The sequence below is a fragment of the Mesorhizobium sp. ISC11 genome, from assembly GCF_037162595.1.
Taxonomy (GTDB): domain Bacteria; phylum Pseudomonadota; class Alphaproteobacteria; order Rhizobiales; family Rhizobiaceae; genus Mesorhizobium; species Mesorhizobium ciceri.
Map to the genome: position 1 here is coordinate 2,429,058 of NZ_JAVSPW010000001.1, position 15,227 is coordinate 2,444,284.

12 protein-coding genes and 1 pseudogene are annotated in these 15,227 nt (G+C 62.8%); 6 read left to right on the forward strand and 7 right to left on the reverse strand.

Translation table 11 applies throughout. The features are described 5' to 3' along the window. Positions 1-253: 253 nt before the first annotated feature. A complete protein-coding gene (locus tag RPF88_RS12150) occupies positions 254-2,320 on the forward strand; it encodes a putative bifunctional diguanylate cyclase/phosphodiesterase (RefSeq protein WP_064994161.1) in 2,067 nt (688 codons plus the stop codon). A gap of 76 nt (positions 2,321-2,396) precedes the next feature. Next, complete coding sequence (locus RPF88_RS12155; protein ID WP_081714379.1) at positions 2,397-3,137, forward strand: polysaccharide deacetylase family protein; 741 nt, start codon at positions 2,397-2,399, stop codon at positions 3,135-3,137. 71 nt (positions 3,138-3,208) lie between these two features. Here RPF88_RS12155 and RPF88_RS12160 read toward each other — a convergent pair whose 3' ends face one another. Both RPF88_RS12160 and RPF88_RS12165 read right to left on the reverse strand, forming a co-directional pair. After that, on the reverse strand, positions 3,209-4,021 hold the full coding sequence (locus RPF88_RS12160) for a hypothetical protein (RefSeq protein WP_245459167.1): 813 nt from the start codon (positions 4,019-4,021) through the stop codon (positions 3,209-3,211). A gap of 115 nt (positions 4,022-4,136) precedes the next feature. Next, on the reverse strand, positions 4,137-4,565 hold the full coding sequence (locus tag RPF88_RS12165) for a MarR family winged helix-turn-helix transcriptional regulator (RefSeq protein ID WP_013532326.1): 429 nt from the start codon (positions 4,563-4,565) through the stop codon (positions 4,137-4,139). Positions 4,566-4,680: 115 nt separating this feature from the next. On the opposite strand from RPF88_RS12165, the gene RPF88_RS12170 reads away from it, so the two are divergent. Further along, positions 4,681-5,052, forward strand: a complete 372-nt coding sequence (locus RPF88_RS12170; protein WP_337122484.1) for a hypothetical protein — start codon at positions 4,681-4,683, stop codon at positions 5,050-5,052. A 178-nt stretch (positions 5,053-5,230) separates the two neighbouring features. Here RPF88_RS12170 and RPF88_RS12175 read toward each other — a convergent pair whose 3' ends face one another. After that, positions 5,231-7,276: an NADH:flavin oxidoreductase gene (locus tag RPF88_RS12175; RefSeq protein WP_337122485.1), complete on the reverse strand. Its 2,046-nt coding sequence runs from the start codon at positions 7,274-7,276 to the stop codon at positions 5,231-5,233. A gap of 101 nt (positions 7,277-7,377) precedes the next feature. On the opposite strand from RPF88_RS12175, the gene queF reads away from it, so the two are divergent. Continuing rightward, positions 7,378-7,839, forward strand: a complete 462-nt coding sequence (gene queF / locus RPF88_RS12180) for a preQ(1) synthase (protein WP_010915503.1) — start codon at positions 7,378-7,380, stop codon at positions 7,837-7,839. A gap of 9 nt (positions 7,840-7,848) precedes the next feature. Here the strand turns inward: queF and RPF88_RS12185 are convergent, their stop codons facing one another. The 4 genes and pseudogenes from RPF88_RS12185 to RPF88_RS12200 all read right to left on the reverse strand — a co-directional run bounded on the left by RPF88_RS12185 (position 7,849) and on the right by RPF88_RS12200 (position 12,282). Beyond that, the gene (locus RPF88_RS12185) at positions 7,849-8,460 is read right to left on the reverse strand and encodes a hypothetical protein (RefSeq protein ID WP_127385470.1); all 612 of its coding nucleotides are present in this window, start codon (positions 8,458-8,460) and stop codon (positions 7,849-7,851) included. Positions 8,461-8,464: 4 nt separating this feature from the next. Further along, positions 8,465-8,944 (reverse strand): DUF3828 domain-containing protein, encoded by a 480-nt coding sequence (locus tag RPF88_RS12190; RefSeq protein ID WP_064994159.1) that lies wholly within the window; start codon positions 8,942-8,944, stop codon positions 8,465-8,467. Positions 8,945-9,040: 96 nt separating this feature from the next. Then, complete coding sequence (locus RPF88_RS12195) at positions 9,041-10,690, reverse strand: ABC transporter substrate-binding protein (RefSeq protein ID WP_027163239.1); 1,650 nt, start codon at positions 10,688-10,690, stop codon at positions 9,041-9,043. 42 nt (positions 10,691-10,732) lie between these two features. After that, positions 10,733-12,282: pseudogene (locus tag RPF88_RS12200) on the reverse strand (trimethylamine methyltransferase family protein). Positions 12,283-12,372: 90 nt separating this feature from the next. Between RPF88_RS12200 and RPF88_RS12205 the strand changes: the two are divergent. Both RPF88_RS12205 and mutL read left to right on the forward strand, forming a co-directional pair. Continuing rightward, the gene (locus RPF88_RS12205; protein WP_013532333.1) at positions 12,373-13,275 is read left to right on the forward strand and encodes a LysR substrate-binding domain-containing protein; all 903 of its coding nucleotides are present in this window, start codon (positions 12,373-12,375) and stop codon (positions 13,273-13,275) included. A 74-nt stretch (positions 13,276-13,349) separates the two neighbouring features. Further along, complete coding sequence (mutL, locus tag RPF88_RS12210; protein ID WP_337122486.1) at positions 13,350-15,224, forward strand: DNA mismatch repair endonuclease MutL; 1,875 nt, start codon at positions 13,350-13,352, stop codon at positions 15,222-15,224. The last annotated feature ends 3 nt before the right edge of the window (positions 15,225-15,227 follow it).

Genomic DNA, 15,227 nt, shown 5'->3' on the forward strand with positions numbered 1-15,227 from the left:
GCAAGCAGCACGATGCGGCCCCGATGTCGATCATCACGCGGCCGAGGAACGACACCACGACAAAGGTTCTGGCCGATGTCCGCTCAAATGCCGGTACGGTGCTAAACGAGCCGATAACCATTCCGCGATCTTTCCACGGCCGCCCCTTGCCGGACAGCCGTCGATTTCCGGTCCTGTTAACGTTTGCAGTTCAATGGTGCTCATACAAGAATCCCTAGGCAAGAATCCTTAGGCGAGAGGGCCGCCCCCGAAAATGTCGCAGCAGCCGGTGCAAACCGTTTCAGGCAAGCTCATACTGCTGATCAAGGCTGGCTATTGGCTAGCCCTGCTGATCATTGCGGCCATGGTGATCGCCTCCTTCATCCTGCTGCAGCAGATGATGGCCACCCAACAGCACAATCACACCTTGCTCGACATCGTCAGCACACAAAAGACGCTGTCGCAGCGCATCGTCTTCCTTGCCAGTGCAACGGGTGCCGGTTCACGCGACAAGCAACCGGCGCTGGTCAGCGCGCTCAAGCAGGCAACGGCGGAGTTCGAGACCAACTACGACCTGCTGCTCCATCAGACAGGAGCCGATCCGCAATCGCCGGCCAAGCTCGACCCGAAGTCGATCGAAAGCGTCCTCTTCGCCAAGCCCTTCCACCTCGACTATTTCTCGGTCGGGCTGATCGCCAATGGCGACCGCCTGATCTCTGCCTATGAATCGCAATTCAGCGGCAATGGCGGTTACAAGGGCGGCGGCGAACGCGTCAATCTCGACGCCTCAGTCGCCAATGCGACCTTGTCGGGTTATGCCGCGCTCGGCCAGCGCATCACTGCCGACGCCGACGACCGCTCCGAGAGGCTGCTCGCTCTCCATCGCACGCTGTTCTACGCCACAATCGGCGTCATCATACTGGTGGCGCTCTTCATCTTCAGGCCGATGTCGAACGCCATCCTGCGCAAGACGCATGAACTGATCGACGCGCGCAATTCCATGGCCTTCATCGCGGTTCATGACGGCCTCACCGGCCTGCACAACCGCACGTTCCTGACCGATCATTTCGACACGCTGATCAAGGGCACGCACCGGCGTCGCGAACGCCTTGCCGTCGTCCAGCTCGATCTCGACCGATTCAAGCAGATCAACGATACGCTCGGCCACGCCGCCGGCGACTATGTGCTGGTCGTCACGGCACAGCGCATGCGCGATTCCTGCCGGGCGTCGGATCTGTGCGTGCGCCTGGGCGGCGACGAGTTCGTCATGATCCTCGGCGGCGCCGGCGGCACCGAAGACATCAACATGCTGGCGCGGCGCATCCTGGCGCACATCAACGAGCCGATCGTCTTCCAGGGCACGACCATTCTCCCAGGCGCCAGCGCCGGCATCGCGGTCTATCCGATCGACGCCGACAATGCTGGGGATTTGCTGGTCCATGCCGACCTGGCGCTTTATTCCGCCAAGAAGCTTGGCGGTGGCAACTTCTCCTTCTTCTCCGAGGAACTGCGCCGCGAACTCGATTATCGCAAGCAGCTCGAGCACGACATCAAGGTCGCCATCGCGGAGCGGGCGTTCCAGGTCTATTTCCAGCCGCAGGTCTCGCTGACCAACGGCACGATCAGCGGCATCGAGGCGCTGGTGCGCTGGAACCATGCGGAGCGCGGCATGATCCCGCCCGGCGAATTCATCCCGGTCGCCGAGAAATGCGGCTTCATGCCCGAGATCGGCCGCATCGTCATCACCAAGGCGATCAACGAGGCGGCCAAATGGAATCGCGCCGGCATTGCCTTCGGACGGCTTGCCGTCAATGTTTCCGGCACCGAGCTGCGCGAGCACGATTTCGATGCGTTCTTGTTCGAGACGCTGGAAAAGGCTGGGCTGCCGCCGCAAAAACTGTCGCTGGAGATCGTCGAATCCGTCATCCTCGACGACGAAAAGACAGGCATCGCCGCCAAGCTGCGCCACATCAGGGCAGCCGGCGTCCATCTCGAACTCGATGATTTCGGCACCGGCTATGCTTCGCTCAGCCATGTCAACCCGAACGAGATCGACCGGCTGAAGATCGATCGCCGCTTCGTTCAGAACATCCATGAGAATGGCGACAACTCGAAGATCGTGCGCGCCATCACCGAGCTGGCGCGTGGCCTCGGCATCTCGATCGTCGCGGAGGGTGCCGAAACCGAGGCCGAGCTCGATTCGCTGATGGCGATCGGCTGCGACCAGGTGCAGGGCTACTCCATCGCCTTCCCGATGCCGCACGACAAGGCGCTGGAATGGCTGACCGCTCGCATGCCGAAGAAGGCCAAGCTGACGGTGCTGCAAGGAAGCCTGGCATAGGTACGGCCGGGCTGCCTTGACAACCGCGTGTGAAGATGGCCGCCTTGTCGTGATCGCAACAGGGATATCGGGGCTGATGACACCGTTTCGGTTTGCCCTTGCGGCACTGCTGATCTTTGCGGCCCCCGCCCAGGGCGCCGATCGCACCATCTATCTTACCTTCGACGATGGGCCGCTGAACGGCACAAGCAACATCCTCGACGTGCTGGAGGCCGAGCAGGTTCCTGCAACCCTATTCATGGTCGGCATGCATGCACAGGCGAGCGCTGCCAACAGAGCGCTCGTCCAGCGCGCCAAGCAGCTTCCTCTGGTGACGCTCGGCAACCACAGCTACAGCCATGCCTACAATCACTACCGGCATTTCTACGGCGACACCGAGGGTGTCGTCGCCGACATGGTACGGGCAAACGCGGTGCTCGGCTTGAAGCCCGTGGTGCATGCAAGGCTGCCGGGGCGCGACGTGTTCAGGCTGCCCTCCATGTCGAAGAACGACACTTCGCTTGGCCTCGCCCAGGAGGGGCATGAAGAGCCCGACTACGAATTTGTCGCGGCCTCAGGCTTCTATCTCTACGGCTGGGACCATGAATGGGTGCACAAGGACAACGGCGAGCCGGTGCAGAGCGTCGACCATCTGGTCAGCGAGATCGATCATCTGTTCGGCTATGGCCGCTTCGTCAAGCCCGGCAAGCTGATCTTGCTGATGCATGACGAGATGTTTCAGGACGGCTTCGACGGCAAGACGAAACTGACCAATTTGATCGCCGCGCTGAAGCTGCGCCGTTACGCCTTTGGGGCAATCCAGGGCTACGACGACTGAACCGGTGAGGACGGCAAGTTCTTCAGCGGATGTGCATCGGTACCCGATGCTGTCGCATGGCCGGCAAGGCGTCAAAGCACCTCGATCGATTCCCCGCGCAGCTTGTGCCGACGCAATTTGATGTATGTGCGCAAATTAGGCGTCATCTGAAAGCCCACCAGCTTCGTCTCCTGGAGGGGAGCAGCCCACGCCATCGTCTCGTAGCGGGCGCCGTAACCTTCGATGGTGGCGGCAAGATTTTCGCGGCCCAGATTCCTGGCCAGAGTGGCGCAGGCAGCAACCCTCGAACGAATCGACTGGCCGTATTTGGGCGCAAACGCCAGTCCGCCGTCCGCCAGGTCATCGACCTCATGGGCAAGCGCCAGGAACAGAATGTCCTCGTCGCCGGTCGGCACACCTTTGTCCACAATGCGCTCGGGATCTCCCGTGTCGAATTTCAGTCCGACCACGCGAGCGACAAGACCCTCGACGCGAGGACCAATTTTTTGCTCCAGCCACTTGCGGTGAGCATCGGTTCGCCTGCTGGATTTGCCGTCCGGATACTGGCCTCCGTCATAGGCGGCGTGAAACATAGCAGCGAGGACAAGATCGACGCTTTTGTCGAAATGCGCGACCGACGACGCAGCTCCCACCGCATGGCAGATGAAAGGCCGTCCCGTCTTGCGATAACGGCCGTTGAACATCGCGCAACACACACGATACGCCTTCTGCACCCGGGCGATATCGGCAAGCGGATATCCAGCCTCGTATAGCTGGATGTAAAGCGCCGTGTTGGTCTGGCGCGGAACGAACAGATCTTCTTTGGTCAACTTGTCCCCCCGAACGTTGTTAGGTTTTCCGGCGACTTCTCGCTGCCGAAGCCAGCGGCTTCGGTATTCTTGCACAGATTTTGCAGAAGAGTTGAGCCTGACCTCTCCCCACCAGGATCAGCCGGACAATGGAACGTTACAAATGTGATGAGGGAAGTCCAGTCCAAGGAAATTCTTGGTCCGTCGGGTTCTATCCCCCGACATTGCCCCGCAACACAGCCAGCACCTGCGCGAACTCCGCCAGACGCTCGTCGGTCAATCCCACTCGCAGCCGCTTGTCGAAGACGAGCGCGGCCTTTCGCAGTGTCTCGAACATCGCTTCTCCGGCCTCGGTCAATTCGACCAGATGAACCCGGCGGTTGACGGGGTCGCGGCGGCGCATCAGCAGGCCCTGCGCCTCCATGGCGTTGAGATGATGGGTCAGCGTCGCGCCCTGGATACCGATCATGCCGGCAAGCTCGCGCTGGTTGGCAAGGTTGCTCGACTTGACCGATAGCAGCGTGAGCCAGATCGGCAATGTACCTCCAGCCTCGACCAGGGCAGCATCGAAGGCCTGGGCAACCAGCTTGGCGGTTCGTCCGAGATTCATGCCGACTGGCGGGCGGTCAAAGGGTGTCATTGCAGGACCCTAGACGGTGTCATGCACGGATGGAACTGGGATGACTTATATATTGACATCTAACCATTCGATATCTAATTATCTAGAGATGGCAGGCTAAAGAGGAAATCCGGTCATGCAGTATGTCTACATCGTCGTTATCGGTCTTCATGTCATGGCAGGCGTATTCTGGGCGGGCACGACCATCGCGGTCGGCCGTGACCCGGACATCCGGGCGGAACGGTTCTTCCGGCCGCAAATGGGCGCTGCCGGCCTGGTTTTCCTGACCGGCATACTGCTCTGGTATTTCTTTCACGAGGGTGTTTTCGGCTCGATGGAGAAGGTGCTGGCGCTGGGCATCGTGGCGGCCCTGATCGCCGCCGGCGTGCAAGGCGCGCTGGTGGGCTCAGCCAGCAGGCAGCTTGCCGGTGCCGATGCGGCAACGGAAAGGCAGTTGCGCGCGAAGATGACAAGAGGCGAGCGCATTGCCGGGGGCTGTTGGTGCTGACAGTGCTGTGCATGGCCACCGCCAGAATGTTTTGAACGCCGCCACGCGGCACACCCTCACAGAATCGTGCGTTGTCTGGCGACGAGCCAATGACGTGCGGGCGCGCGGCCAGACCGAAGTACATGGGCTCTCGTACGCAGGTCCGGCCGCGCGCCACCGATCCTCGCAACGCCCAATTTCAGATCCGCAAGCCGAACCTGATGCCGTCGTAGATGGCGGCATGGATGTTGCGCGAGGCGACCGCGTCGCCGATGCGGAACAGTACAAAGCCGCCTTCTGGATTGCGCTTGGGGAAGATGTCGCCGCCGCTCACCAGCCGTTCGTAGTCGACCGCACCGCCGTTCTTCGACAGCGGCTTCAGCGAGAGATAGAGATCATCGAGCGGCAACGTACCGTGCTCGACCACCACCTGGTCGACCCTGCGCTCGCCGCGCCAGCCATCGGCGAAATCCGATGCCAGTTCGGCGACCAGTTGGTTGCCCTCGCGGCGCACCGAACGCAGCCGCGTGTTGATGGTGATGATGACGCCCTTTTCCTGAAAGGCGCGCATGTACGGCACATGGTTCATGCCGCCCATTTCCGGGGCAAAGAAACGTTCGGGCGAGACAAGTTCGAGTTTCGAGCCGGCATTGGCGATCAGTTCGGCGGCGCCCATGCCCTGATGGCCGCCATTGTCGTCATAGAGCAGTACATTTTCGGCCGGCTTGACGCTGCCGGCCATGATGTCCCAGCTTGAGGTGACAAGATTGTCGCCGGCCGTCAGCGGCGGGTTCTGCGGCAGGCCGCCGGTGGCGACCACCACCACGTCGGGTGACAGCGCCAGAACATCGTCCTTCTCCGCCCAGGTGTCGTAGCGGATCTCGACGCCGAGCCGGGCGAGTTCAGCCAGCCGCCAGTCGATGATACCGATCAGCTCCTTGCGGCGCGGATTCTGCGTCGCCAGTCGAATTTGGCCGCCGGCCTGGCTCGATGCTTCAAGCACCGTCACCTTGTGGCCGCGCTCGGCTGCGACCCGCGCAACCTCCAGCCCGCCGGCGCCGGCTCCGATGACCACGATTTTCTGCTTCGGTCCTTCGGTCTTGACGATGATATGCGGGATTTCGGCCTCGCGGCCAGTCGCGGCATTGTGGACGCAAAGCGCTTCGCCGCCCTCATAAATGCGGTCGAGACAATAGGTGGCGCCCACGCACGGGCGGATCTCATGCTCGCGGCCCTCCATCACCTTTTTGATGATGTGCGGATCGGCGATATGGGCGCGGGTCATGCCGACCATGTCGAGCTTGCCGGTGGCAATGGCGTGGCGTGCGGTGGCCACGTCGGATATGCGCGCCGCGTGGAAGGTCGGGAATTTCGTCGCCGCCCTCACCTCTCCGGCGAAATCGAGATGCGGCGACGAGCGCATGCCGGCCACCGGTATGACCTTGGTCAGCGCCGCATCGCTTTCGATCGAGCCGCGGATGATGTTGAGGAAATCGACCTTGCCGGAATTGGCCAGCCGCCTGGCGATCTCGATGCCCTCCTGTTTGGACAGGCCTTTTTCGAAATCTTCGTCAGCGACCATGCGGATGCCGACGACGAATTTCTCGCCGACCGACGCACACACGGCATCAAGCACCATGTTGGTGAAGCGCAGGCGGTTGTCGAGCGAGCCGCCGAATTCGTCGTCGCGATGGTTGGTGGCCGGCGACCAGAAGCCGTCCATCAGATGGCCGTAGGATTCGAACTCGATGCCGTCCAGGCCGGCGGCCTGACAGCGCTGGGCGGCCGAAGCATAGTCGGCGACGATGCGCTCGATGTCCCAGTCCTCGATGGTTTTCGGGAATGCGCGATGCGCCGGCTCACGCACCGGCGAGGCCGAGAGTACCGGCAGCCAGTCGGCCTTGTTCCAGCCGGTACGGCGGCCGAGATGGGTGATCTGGATCATCACCTTGCAGTCGTGCTCGTGGCAGGCATCGGCGAGCTCGGCCAGCCACGGCACGATCCTGTCGTCATAGACATGCAGATTGCCGAAAGCGGCCGGGCTGTCGCGCGAGACGATCGCCGAGCCGGCGGTCATGGTCAGCGCCATGCCTCCCCTAGCCTTCTCGGCATGGTAGAGCCGGTATCGCTGTTTCGGCATGCCGTCCTCGGAATAGGCCGGCTCATGGCTGGTCGACATGACCCGGTTCTTCAGCGTCAGATGTTTGAGCTGGTAGGGCTGGAGAAGCGGATCGTTGGAGGTCATCGTCTTCCTGCGGTTTCAAATTGTGCTAATGAGCGGCAAAATTCGTTTTCAAGCATGTCGTCCCGCACGCACTCCGGGCGCATGCGACAAGGATTGGGCCCATGATCGACACCAAAACTCTCACCCAGCTCGGTGCGCACGTCGAGACGCCACAAAGCCCCGAAGCAGCGGTCCTGGAGACCGTACCGTTTTCGCGCGGCGACGGGCCGCCGGCGATCGTGCGCTTCACCTGCCCGGAATTCACCTCGCTGTGCCCGGTCACCGGCCAACCGGACTTCGCCCATATCGTCATCGACTACGCACCCGATGCGGCTCTGGTGGAATCGAAGTCGCTCAAGCTGTTCATGACCTCGTTTCGCAACCATGGCGCCTTCCATGAAGACTGCACCGTCATGATCGGCCGCCGCATCGTGGCGGCAACCAAGCCGCTGTGGTTGCGCATAGGCGGCTATTGGTATCCACGCGGCGGCATTCCGATCGATGTGTTCTGGCAAACCGGCGCTCCGCCGGAAGGCGCCTGGCTCCCCGACACCGGGGTGGCGCCCTATCGCGGGCGGGGTTGAGCTCGCCCATCATTCGCACTGATATTGGCTGAGTGCCCATTCGCCGGTCACCGACAACAGGTCCGTGATCTTCCAGTCGCCATCGACCTTCTTGAATTTCCATTCCAGCCGGTGCGGGTTGCCCGATATGACGAAGGCGACGATGACCTTGGCCTGGTCACCGTTGATCGCCTCGAGCGTCTTCAGGCTCTTGTCTATCTCGGCCTTGTCGTAATCGGCATTGTCGAGCGCCATGTTGGGGTCGAGGCACTCGCCCTGCCCGGATTTGCGCAAGGCGTCGCTCTTGTCGAGCACGGTTTTGGCCGGATCGATGAAATGGCTTCGCTCGGCCGGATCGATCTCCAGCCCGACCTGACCGTAAAACGGCCGCACCACGGCGGTCGGCGAGCCCGGCTGGATCGGTGCGGCGGGCGCGGCTTCGGCCGGCGACCATCCAACCGGCGGCGTGGCCGGTTCTGCCGCTCCGCCCGGCGCATTTGCGGGCGGTGCAGCGCTGTCGCTCGGCTGGGTGTCGGCCGGGGCGTTTGCCGGCGGCGCACCCAACAAGCCTTGCGCGGCGGCGCCGCTCAGAGCCGCCAGCAGGCACACACCCGACAGTGCCACGAACCGGCGGTGGGCCATCGCTTCACTCCGGCGTCTGGCCGGCCATGCATTCCAGCGCGCTGAGCGTCCAGTCGCTGGTTTTGGAAGCGATGTCCGATATCTTCCACTTGCCGTCGATCTTCTTGAGCGACCAGAGCATTTCACGTTTGGAATCATCGCCTTCCGGAAACAGGCTGAAGGATGCCGTGACCTGTGCGTTGTCGCCATCCTGCTTCTCAGACAGTTTCAGCGTTTTCGAGACGGTTTTCTGATCGAAATCCTGAGCGTCGAGACCAGGATCGAAATCGATGCAGGCGACCTGGTCCGGGTTCTTTTTCGTTGCCTGGTCGTTCAGCTCGAACAGTTTCGTCACCGGTTCGGTGAACCGGTCCCGATATTGTTCGTCGGCCTCGAACTTGACCGCCGGGGCATAGAAGAACTTCACCGCGTCGGACGCCGGTCCGGCGACGGCTCCGGCCGGCAGGGCTATCGAAAGGGCGGCAACGATCACTGTCAGTCGCATGCAGAATCTCCGGCTTTTGACGGCTTGAGCCTATCAACACCACGTATCCTGCATATCGGCTTTTTTGCGGCTCATGAAGTCCTGCAGCACCTTGTTTCAGCCGTCCAGCCAGACGTTCTGAAGGTCCATCTCGAATGTCTGGTGGACACCATAGTTCTTCACCTTCTTGCTCATGTGGCTGTAGAGCTTCTGCCAGAAGGGCTGAATAATGACGCCCGAATCCTGCAGGATCTGCTCGACATCCTTCATGACCTCGCGTCGTTTCTCCACGTCGATGAGCGAAAGCGCCTGCTTGAGCTTGGCATCGAAATCGGGGTTGGAATATGCCGATTCATTCCAGGCCTCGCCGGTGCGATAGCCGAGCGCCAGCACCTGCACGCCAAGCGGGCGCATGTACCAGATCGTCATCGAATAGGGATATTTCGTCCAGTCGTTCCAGAAGGTCGAACCCGGCAGCACCGTGCGCTTCACCTTGATCCCGGCATCGCGCAACTGGCCGGCAATGGCGTCGCCGGTATTCTTCTGCCAATCGTCCTCGATGGTGATCAGCTCATGCTCGAAGTCGGCCTGTCCGGCTTCCGCCATCAGCTTCTTGGCGCCGGCGGCGTCGCGTGTCTTCTTGGGCAGCGCATAGTATTCCGGATGGATCGGGGCGACGTGGTGGTTTTCACCAGGGGTGCCTCGCCCGGCATAACCGAGTTCGAGGACCGCATTGTTGTCGACGGCCATTTGCAGGGCGTTGCGCACCCGCTTGTCGTCATAGGGCTTGTGGGTGATGTTGGTGCGGGCAACCAGCGTCGTCGCCGTCGCCACCTCCGATTTCACCAGATCCATCTTGTCGAGAATGTCGATGAAGTCGGCCGGCGACTCGAAATTGAGGTCGATCTCACCGGATTCGAACGCGTTCACGGTGGCATTGAAATCGGTGCCGTAGTCGACGAACTCGACGCTGTCGAGCGGCGCCTCACCACCCCACCATTTGCCATTCTCACGACGCTTGACGACCGCCTTCTGGCCGACATCGTAGGAGACCAGTTCGAACGGGCCCGTGCCGATCGGCTTCTTGATCGGATCGGCACCATCGGCATCGAAGCTGCGATGGACGACGAGCGCCGGATAGTCGGTGAAATTCGGGATCAGCGAAATGTCTGGTTCGCTTAGCTTCAGCTTGACAGTATTGTCGTCGACCTTGGTGATCGCGCCATCCCTGGCCTTGCCGGTCTTTGCGTCGATCAGCGCGCCGACCCGGGCGGCCATGGAATTGCCGGCGACATTCTTCTCGCACCAGCGGGTCAGATTGTGAGCGACGTCATCGGCGTTGAAGGCATCGCCATTGTTCCACGTAATGCCCTTGCGCACATGCAGCACGTATTCGGTGGCGTCGTCGTTGATATCCCAGCTTTCGAGTAGGACCGGCTCGAAGGTGAATTGCCTGGTATAGCGGACAAGCGGCTCCAGCCAGCAGCGCGAAATGTTCGCCAGTTCCACCCAGTCGTAAGTGCGCGGATCCTTCTGTCCCTTCACCGACATCGAGACGCGCAGCGTTCCGCCTTTCTTCGGCTCTTCGGCCAAGGCCCGATCCGGCACGGCAAGGCCGATCATGCCATAGGCAAGAGCCGTCGATGCGCCGAAGGCGCTTGCCAGCGCCAGGAACTCGCGCCGGTCGACACGGCCCGCGCGTGCTTCGACCGCCATTGCCTCGATAGCGCTCGGCACGCGATCGCCACTGCTTCTGAAGAATGCCATTTTTTCCTCCCGTCTGGTTCCCTTTGATCTTGGTTCTTCGCCTCAACTGACGCTGTCCGGCAGCCTCTCCTCGCGCCGCGCGATGAAATCCATCAGGCCATCGGCGATGCCTTCGTCGAGTTTCGGCTCCTCGTAATCCGCCAGCATGTTGCGCGCCTTCTCGCGGCCGCGCGTGTCGTGGTCCTTCGCCCCTTCTGCCTTCCACTGTTCGAACGAATTGAAGTCCATGATCGAGGGCATGAAGAAGGCGGATTCGAAATGTTCGAGCGTGTGCTGGGTACCGAGGAAATGGCCCTGCGGTCCCACCTCGCGGATTGCCGCCATGGCTTCCTTGAAATCGTCGAACGGCAGGCCGCCGGCATATTTGTACCAGCCGATGAGCTGTTCGCAGTCGGTGGCGAATTTCGAATAGCCGCAGGTCAGGCCGGCCTCGAGCCATCCGGCGGAGTGCCAGATGTAGTTGGCGCCGGCGAGGATGGCGGCGTGCATCAGCATGTTCGCCTCGTAACCAGCCTGGGCGTCGTTGAGCTTCGACCCGACATGGAAGCCGGAGGTGCGCCACGGCAGCCGGTATTTCCGCGCCAGCGCTCCCATCAGATACATCATCTGCGCCGCCTCGGGCGTGCCGCCCATCGGAGCACCGGTCTTCATGTCCACCGTGACCATGAACTGTCCGTAGATCTGCGGCGACCCTGGGCGCAGCAGCTGCGTAAAGGCGACGCCCGCCAGCGCTTCCGCATTGACCTGTGCCACAGCGCCCACGGCGGACGCCGAAGTCGAGGCGCCGCACAGTGCAAAGGGTGCGAGGATCAGCGGCTGGTTGCTTCGCGCATAGACCTTCATCGCGTCCAGCATGGTGGCGTCCCACACCAGCGGCGAATTGCAGTTGGTGATCGACACCAGGACCGGATTGTCGCGGACGTAATCCTCTCCGAACACGATGCCTGCCATCGCCATCGTGTCTTCCGCCCGCTCCTTGGACGTGACGATGCCCATGAACGGCTTGTCGGAATGCTTAAGCGCGGAATGGATGATGTGGAGGTGACGCTTCGGTACCGCGATTTCCATCGGCTCGCAAATGACCGAACTCGATGAATGCAGCGCCGGCGCCATGTAGGCGAGTTTGTGGAAATTGTTGAGGTCGGCGAGCGTGCCGTAACGCCTGTTGTTGTCGAGATCGCGAACATAGGGCGCGCCATACATCGGCACGAAGATGGTGTTGTTGCCGCCCACCCGCACCGTGCGCTGCGGATTCCTCGCATTGAGCGTGAACTCCGACGGGACCTTCGACACCAGTTCCATCAGCAGGGCCCGGTCGATCCGCACACGGGTTTCCGAGACATCCGCGCCCGCCGCCTCCACAGTGCGATAGCCTCGTCGTCGCGGAACTCGCATCCCACCTCTTCGAGGATCAAGAGCGACTCCTCGTGGATCAGCTCGACCGCCTCATCCGGGACCATCTGGTAGACGGGGATCTGGCGGACCAGCGTCGGGAACGACGTTACGGGAGCTCCGCGCAGGGCCTTGCGCCCCAGGCGGCCGCCACTGCGGCGGTTGGCATGTTCGGTCACTTCGGGGGCCGGTGCATTCATGGCAACTCCATTCCACTCATGAAGGAGCCTAGCGCGACAAAATGGTGATGTGACGCTGGAAAATCCTGATCTCTTGTATAAGCTCAGCTTATGCGAAGCTTGCGCCACCTTCTGCCTTCGGCCGGCAGCCTGATCGTCTTCGAGGCGGCCGGGCGGCTGTCGAGCTTCACCGCCGCCGGGCGCGAGCTGGGCATGACGCAGGCCGCCGTCTCCTATGCCGTGCGCGGACTGGAAGAACAGCTCGGCGCCAAGCTGTTCCAGCGCCGCCACCGCCAGGTGCTCCTGACTGAGGCCGGCGAGCGCTTCCATGCCGACGTCTCGCTCGGCCTTTCGCACATCCGCAAATCGGCGGAGGATCTGCGCCTGCAGGCGACCGGCGGTCATGTCACGCTGGCCGCCTCGACCGCGTTCGGTTCGTTCTGGATGATGCCGCGCCTGCAGCAGTTCCGTGACGAGCTGCCGGGCATCGACCTGCGTATCCAGACCGCCGACCGCGACCTCGACATCATCGCGGAAGGCATCCCGCTCGGCGTGCGCGGCGGCGCGCCGCGGGACTGGCCGGACTATCATTCGTTGCCGCTGGCTGACGAGGAGATATTTCCCGTCGCCGGCACCAGCTATGCGGCAAAGTTCGGCCTGCCCAGATCCGCTGCCGAACTGGCCACGCACCGCCTCATCCATCTGGAGGAGCCGTATCGCGAGGCGGCCAGTTGGGACGAATGGTTCCAGTCTGCGGGCGCCAATCTCAGCGATACCGCGCGCGGCCTGCGCATCAACGACTACGGCCTGGTGATTCAGGGTGTCATGGAAGGCCAAGGCATCGCGCTCGGCTGGCGGCACCTCGCCGAGCGGCTGCTGGCGTCGGGCCTGCTGGTGCCGGTGACGGATCATGTGCTGAAGACCGGCAAGGCCTTCTATGTCGTCTGGCCGAAGAACCGGGAGCTCAGCGACAACGCCCGCAAGGTGCGCGACTGGCTGGCGGCGCAGGCATAAGTCGTTTTCCACTGATCCACCGCTGGCGCAATTCTGCCCCTCCCGCGCGACGCGAATCCGCCTATAGTGCCGCCATGCCCATCCGCCAGCTTTCCGAAACGATGATCAACCAGATCGCCGCCGGCGAAGTCATCGAGCGTCCGGCGAGCGTGGTCAAGGAACTGGTCGAGAATGCGCTCGATGCCGGTGCTTCGCGCGTCGAGATCGTCACATCGGGCGGCGGGCTGAACCTGATCCGCGTCACCGATGACGGCTCCGGCATTCCCGAACGGGAGCTGGCGCTGGCGATCGCACGTCACTGCACCTCCAAGCTCACCGAGGATATCAACGACATTCGCTCGCTGGGCTTCCGCGGCGAAGCGCTGCCGTCGATCGGCTCGGTGTCGCGACTTTCGATCCGTTCGCGCACGGCAGCAAGCGAGAGCGCCGCCGAGATCGGCATCGAGGGTGGCCGCGTCCTGCCTGTCAGGCCGGCGGCGGCCAATCGCGGCACCACGGTCGAGGTGCGCGACCTGTTCTTCGCAACGCCGGCCCGATTGAAGTTCATGAAGGGCGAGCGCGCCGAAAGCTCGGCCACCAGCGATGTGGTCAAGCGCATCGCCATCGCCTTCCCCGCCGTGCGCTTCACGCTGGCCGGCTCGGACCGCTCGACACTGGAATTGCCGGCGGCGGATGACAGCGCGGAAGGCAGCCTGCGTCGTGTCGCCCAGGTGATGGGCGCCGACTTTCCCGACAATTCGATTGCCCTCGACGCGATGCGCGATGGCGTGCATCTGACCGGCCACGTGTCGATCCCGTCCTTCACCCGCGCCAACGCGCTGCAGCAATATGCCTACGTCAACGGCCGCCCGGTGCGCGACAAGCTGATCGCCGGCGCCATACGCGGCGCCTATGCCGACGTCCTGCCGCGCGACCGCCATGCGGTGACGGTGCTGTTCCTGACGCTCGATCCGGCCATCGTCGACGTCAATGTCCATCCAGCCAAGGCCGATGTGCGCTTCCGCGATCCCGGCCTTGTGCGCGGATTGATCGTCGGGGCCATCCGACAGGCACTGGCCGATGCCGGCGTCCGCGCCGCCACCACGGGTGCCGCCGGCATGATGGCGGCGTTCCGGCCAGGGGCCGCATCCTACGGCCACGGCGGACCGGCAAACGGCCACCGCAGCTACGACGCGGCCTACCGCGCGTCGGGTCCGTCCGGCTTCGATCCTGCCCGATCGCCGCAGCGGCCGCTCGATATGGGTTTCGATGGTGCGGGCTTCGAGCAGCGCGGCTTGCGAGAAAGCGAGCAAGCGGCTTTCGATGCCGGTCCGCTTGCCAGCGCCGATGCACGCGCAGGGCAGGATGAAGCGGCCGAGACGTTGCTCGGCGCGGTGCTGGGCGCGGCGCGCGCCCAGGTGCATGAGAACTACATCGTCGCCCAGACCAGGGATTCGCTCATCATCGTCGACCAGCATGCGGCGCATGAACGGCTGGTCTACGAGGCGCTGAAGAATGCGCTGCATTCGCGCCCGGTGCCCTCGCAGATGCTGCTTCTGCCCGAAATCATCGACCTGCCGGAGGAGGATGCGGAGCGGCTTGCGCTGCATTCGGAAACGCTGGCCCGCTTCGGTCTCGGCATCGAGCGCTTTGGCCCCGGCGCTGTCGCGGTGCGCGAGACGCCGTCGATGCTGGGCGAGGCCAATGTCCAGCAATTGGTGCGCGACCTCGCCGACGAGATCGCCGACAACGACACGGTCGACACGCTGAAGGAGCGGCTGGACAAGATAGCCGCGACCATGGCGTGCCACGGCTCTGTGCGCTCCGGCCGCTTGCTCAAGGCCGAGGAGATGAACGCGCTGCTGCGGCAGATGGAGGCGACGCCCGGCTCCGGCACCTGCAACCACGGCCGCCCCACTTATATCGAACTCAAGCTGGCGGATATCGAACGGCTTTTCGGACGGCGATAGCTG

Excerpts from the sequence above, each read along its gene's own strand:
- RPF88_RS12185 (WP_127385470.1), bottom strand. The coding sequence starts at position 8,460 with ATGGCCCACCGCCGGTTCGTGGCACTGTCGGGTGTGTGCCTGCTGGCG.
- RPF88_RS12190 (WP_064994159.1), bottom strand. The coding sequence starts at position 8,944 with ATGCGACTGACAGTGATCGTTGCCGCCCTTTCGATAGCCCTGCCGGCC.
- RPF88_RS12175 (WP_337122485.1), bottom strand. The coding sequence starts at position 7,276 with ATGACCTCCAACGATCCGCTTCTCCAGCCCTACCAGCTCAAACATCTG.
- queF (WP_010915503.1), top strand. The coding sequence starts at position 7,378 with ATGATCGACACCAAAACTCTCACCCAGCTCGGTGCGCACGTCGAGACG.
- RPF88_RS12205 (WP_013532333.1), top strand. The coding sequence starts at position 12,373 with ATGCGAAGCTTGCGCCACCTTCTGCCTTCGGCCGGCAGCCTGATCGTC.
- RPF88_RS12165 (WP_013532326.1), bottom strand. The coding sequence starts at position 4,565 with ATGACACCCTTTGACCGCCCGCCAGTCGGCATGAATCTCGGACGAACC.
- RPF88_RS12170 (WP_337122484.1), top strand. The coding sequence starts at position 4,681 with ATGCAGTATGTCTACATCGTCGTTATCGGTCTTCATGTCATGGCAGGC.
- RPF88_RS12195 (WP_027163239.1), bottom strand. The coding sequence starts at position 10,690 with ATGGCATTCTTCAGAAGCAGTGGCGATCGCGTGCCGAGCGCTATCGAG.
- RPF88_RS12155 (WP_081714379.1), top strand. The coding sequence starts at position 2,397 with ATGACACCGTTTCGGTTTGCCCTTGCGGCACTGCTGATCTTTGCGGCC.
- mutL (WP_337122486.1), top strand. The coding sequence starts at position 13,350 with ATGCCCATCCGCCAGCTTTCCGAAACGATGATCAACCAGATCGCCGCC.
- RPF88_RS12150 (WP_064994161.1), top strand. The coding sequence starts at position 254 with ATGTCGCAGCAGCCGGTGCAAACCGTTTCAGGCAAGCTCATACTGCTG.